A 4,572-nucleotide genomic window follows, 5' to 3' on the forward strand; every position below is an offset into this window, starting at 1 on the left:
GCACGCCGCCGGCGGGGATGGCGAGCGCGGTCGCGCCCGCCGGGAGCCTGCCCTCGAGCAGGCCCGCGAGCACCTCGCCGGCATGCGCGCGGTCGCGGAAGACCCGGATGCGCCCGTGGAGTTCGGGAATGGTGACCAGCCGCGGCGGCCTGTCCATGACGCCAGGGTACCAGATTCGGGATCGGAGTTCGCAAGGAGGGTCGGCTCATGAGCAGCGAGAGCGGCAGGAGCGTGGTCGTCGACGGCTGCACGGCCTGCGCGCACGTGGTGCACGCGACCAACGAGATCATCACCATCTACCCGATCACGCCCTCCTCCCCGATCGCCGAGATCTGCGACGCGCGCAGCGCCGCCGGGCGGACGAACATCTGGGGGAGCGTGCCCAAGGTTAGCCAAATGCAGTCCGAGGGCGGCGTGGCCGGGGCGGTGCACGGCTCGCTCTCCGCCGGCGCGCTGGCGACGACCGTCTCGGCCTCCCAGGGGCTGCTGCTGCTCATCCCCGCGATGTACAAGATCGCCGGGGAGCTGACGCCGACGGTCTTCCACGTCACCGCCCGCTCGATCGCCTGCCAGGGCCTCTCGATCTTCGGCGACCACGGCGACGTCATGGCGGCGCGCGCCACCGGGTTCGCCATGCTCTGCTCGCGCAGCGTGCAGGAGGCGATGGACCTGGCGCTCGTGGCGCAGGCCGCGACGCTGGAGGCGCGCGTGCCGTTCATCCACTTCTTCGACGGCTTCCGCACCTCCCACGAGCTGCGGCGCATCGAGGAGCTGACGTTTGCGCAGATGCGCGCGATGATCGACGATGCGCTCGTCATCGCCCACCGCCGCCGCGCGCTCACGCCGGATCGGCCGACGATCCGCGGCACGGCGCAGAACCCCGACGTCTACTTCCAGGGGCGCGAGACGGTGAACCCGTTCTACCGCGACGCCCCCGCGGTGGTGGCGCGGGCGCTCGAGCGTTTCGCGGGAATCGCCGGCCGGCGCTACGGGCTCTTCGATTACGCCGGCGACCCGGCGGCCGAGCGCGTGGTGGTCGTCATGGGTTCGGCCGCCGAGACTGCGGAGGCCACGGCGGCGGCGCTCAACGCCCAGGGCGGGCGCGTCGGCGTGGTCACCGTGCGGCTCTTCCGGCCCTTCGCCGCCGAGGCGTTCCTGGCCGCGCTGCCGGCGACCGTTCGCGCCATCGCCGTCCTCGACCGCACCAAGGAGCCCGGCGCCCCCGGCGAGCCGCTGTACCTGGACGTGCGCGCCGCGGTCGGCGAGGCGCTCGAGCGCGGGCACGCGCCGTTCGCCGCTGCGCCGCGGATCGTGGGCGGCCGCTACGGACTGGGCTCGAAGGACTTCACGCCGGCCATGGCGAAGGCCGTCTTCGACGCGCTGGCCGCGCCGGAGCCCCGCCACGGCTTCACCGTCGGCATCACCGATGACGTGACGGGGGCGAGCCTCCCCGTCGACGCGGCGTTCGCGCTCGAGGAACCCGGCGCATACCGCGCGCTCTTCTTCGGGCTCGGCGCCGACGGCACGGTCGGGGCGAACAAGAGCACCATCAAGATCATCGGCGAGCACACCGCGAACTCCGCGCAGGGGTACTTCGTCTACGACTCGAAGAAGTCGGGCGCGATGACCGTCTCGCACCTGCGCTTCGGCGCCGAGCCGGTCCGCCACCCCTACCTGCTCCCGCAGGCGAACTTCATCGCCTGCCACAACCCGAGCTTCCTCGAGCGCTTCGACATGCTCGCCGCGGCGGCGCCGGGCGCCGTCTTTCTGCTCACGACCGCGCACGGGAAGGACGACGTCTGGGACACGCTGCCGCGCGAGGTCCAGGAGCGGCTCATCGAGCGGCGGATGCGCTTCTTCGTCATCGACGCCATCGGGCTGGCCGAGGAGCTGGGGCTCGGCTCGCGGATCAACATCATCATGCAGTCCGCCTTCTTCCTGATCGCCGGGATCCTGCCGCGGGAGGAGGCGCTCGAGGCGATGCGCGGGCAGATCGCCGCGGCCTACGGGAGCAAGGGGCCGCGGGTGGTCCAGATGAACGTCGCCGCCGCGGAGGCGGCGCTCGAGCGGGTCGTGGAGGTCGCCGTGCCCGCCGCGGCCACCAGCGCCCGGCGGCTGCGCCCCGCGGTGCCCGAGGATGCCCCCGAGTTCGTGCGCACGGTGACCGCGCGGATGATCGAGGGGCGCGGCGACACGCTCCCCGTGTCCGCGATCCCCGCCGACGGCGTCTGGCCGACGGGGACCACCCAGTACGAGAAGCGCAACATCGCCGTCAGCATCCCGGTGTGGGAGCCGGACCTGTGCATCCAGTGCGGCCGCTGCTCGTTCGTCTGCCCGCACGCCACGATCCGCGTCAAGGCCTATCCGCCCGCGGCGCTCGCGGGGGCCCCGCCGACCTTCAAGCACGTGGAGGCCATCGGCAAGGACCTCAACGGGCTGCTCTGGACCGTCCAGGTCGCGCCCGAGGACTGCACGGGGTGCGGCCAGTGCGTCGACATCTGCCCGGGGTGGCGCACGGACGAGAACGGAAAGCGCGACCCCTCGTTCCGCGCGGTCAACCTGCGGCCGCAGGAGCCGCTGCGCGCGGCCGAGGCCGGGAACCTGCGCTTCTTCCTCGCGCTGCCCGAGACCGACCCGGCGCGCTTCGACCGCGGCACCGTCAAGGGGAGCCAGCTCGTGCGGCCGCTCTTCGAGTACCACGGGGCCTGCGCCGGCTGCGGCGAGACGCCGTACATCCGGCTGCTGACCCAGCTCTTCGGCGACCGGCTGCTCATCGGCAACGCGACCGGCTGCTCCTCGATCTACGGCGGCAACCTGCCGACGACGCCGTACGCGAAGCGCGCCGACGGGCGCGGGCCGGCCTGGTCCAACTCGCTCTTCGAGGACAACGCCGAGTTCGCCCTCGGCATGCGCCAGACGGTGGACCGCTTCCGCGTCCAGGCCCTGGAGGCGCTCGAGCGGCTCGTCGCCGCGGAGGCCTTCGCGGCGCTGCGTCCCCTGACGGAGAACCTGCGCGCCGCGCCGCAGGCGACGCAGGAGCAGATCGAGGCGCAGCGCGCGCGGGTGGCGCAGCTCAAGGAGGCGCTCGAGCGTGCCGGCACCGCCGAGGCGCGGTGGCTGCTCTCGCTTGCGGACTACCTCGTCGTCAAATCGGTCTGGGGCGTCGGCGGCGACGGCTGGGCCTACGACATCGGCTACGGCGGCCTGGACCAGGCGCTGGCCTCGGGCGAGAACGTCAACCTCCTCGTCCTCGACACCGAGGTCTACTCCAACACCGGCGGCCAGATGTCCAAGGCCACGCCGCTGGCGGCCACCGCGCAGTTCGCGGCGGGAGGCAAGCGCACGCCGAAGAAGAACCTCGCGCTGATCCTGGCGACGTACGGCAACGTCTACGTCGCGCAGATCGCGTTCGCGGCCAACCACGTGCAGACCCTGAAGGCGCTCACCGAGGCGGAAGCCTACCCGGGGCCCTCGCTCGTCGTCGCCTACGCGCACTGCATCGCGCACGGCTTCGACATGTCGCGCGGCCTCGAGCAGATGCGCCGCGCGGTGGAGTGCGGGCACTGGCCGCTGTTTCGCTACAACCCGGCGCTGGAGCGCGAGGGGAGGAGCCCGCTGGTCGTCGACAGCAAGGCCCCGACGATCACTTTCGCCGAGTACGCGGGCCGCGAGAACCGCTACCGCTCGCTGCGCGCGAAGGACCCGGCGCTGGCCGAGCGGCTCATGGCGGAGGCGCAGCAGGACGTGCGCCGGCGCTGGGAGTACCTGCAGCACCTGGCGCGCTGGAAGCCCGGCGGCGAGCCGGCCGCGGCGCCGTAGGGCGGGAGAGCCGCTAGTACTCCTCGAGGTGGTACCACTCCGCGTTCTCGAGCCACTCGGCGGGGCGGCCGAGGAAGTCCACGATCCCCTCGAGGATGCGGTAGTGGCGCCGCTCCTCGACGGCGATGCGCTCGAAGGCCAGCCGCTCCGCCGGTGAAAGCGCTTCGCGGGCGCGGCCCTCGTAGAGGTCCCAGCTCCGCCGCTCGTACTCCTGCGCCTTGCGGTAGAGCTCGATCTCCGAGGAGCGCGCGCCGCCGGCGCCCTCCTCCTCGCGGATCTGAACGAACACGTTCTTCACCCGCTCGAGCAGCGTCGAATCCGGCAGCGTTGCCTCCTCGCGGGCCTGCATCCGCCGGAAGACCTCGTAGTGGGTCACCTCGGCGTCCGCGAGCATGCCGAGGATGTTCCGCAGGCCGGCGCTCGCGGTCTTCGCGGCGCACTCGCGGTAGTACGCCTCCCCGTCCTTCTCCATCCGCATCGCGAACTCGTAGACATCCACGGCGCACCTCCAGCGGGCCTGTTCCGTTTGTCGTGCCGATCAGTTGAGCTCGTTATCGCGCGTCCCCTATCCCCCCCTTGCCCACGAGGGAAACAGGGGGAGTTCCCGCTGCGGCGTGCACCCCCGCCAGCACGGCGAGCAGGAGCACGAGCACGAGGTAGATGTTGACGGCGCGCAGCGCGCGACGGCAGCCCGCCGCCTCCTTCGCGGCGATCCCGCGGGCGCAGCCGGCAAGCGCGAATGCCAATCGTCGT

The 4,572-nt window shown here is 72.4% G+C and carries 3 protein-coding genes; 1 reads left to right on the forward strand and 2 read right to left on the reverse strand.

Annotated features, from left to right (window positions below; genetic code table 11):
• Window positions 1-207 precede the first annotated feature (207 nt).
• Window positions 208-3,819 (forward strand): pyruvate:ferredoxin (flavodoxin) oxidoreductase, encoded by a 3,612-nt coding sequence (gene nifJ / locus VI078_00925; protein ID HEY5997852.1) that lies wholly within the window; start codon window positions 208-210, stop codon window positions 3,817-3,819.
• A gap of 13 nt (window positions 3,820-3,832) precedes the next feature.
• Here nifJ and VI078_00930 read toward each other — a convergent pair whose 3' ends face one another.
• The gene (locus VI078_00930) at window positions 3,833-4,318 is read right to left on the reverse strand and encodes a ferritin family protein (protein ID HEY5997853.1); all 486 of its coding nucleotides are present in this window, start codon (window positions 4,316-4,318) and stop codon (window positions 3,833-3,835) included.
• Between the two features lie 52 nt (window positions 4,319-4,370).
• On the reverse strand, window positions 4,371-4,572 hold a 202-nt coding region (locus tag VI078_00935; GenBank protein HEY5997854.1), incomplete at its 5' end, for a hypothetical protein.

Source organism: bacterium, assembly GCA_036524115.1.
Lineage (GTDB): Bacteria > JAUVQV01 > JAUVQV01 > JAUVQV01 > DATDCY01 > DATDCY01.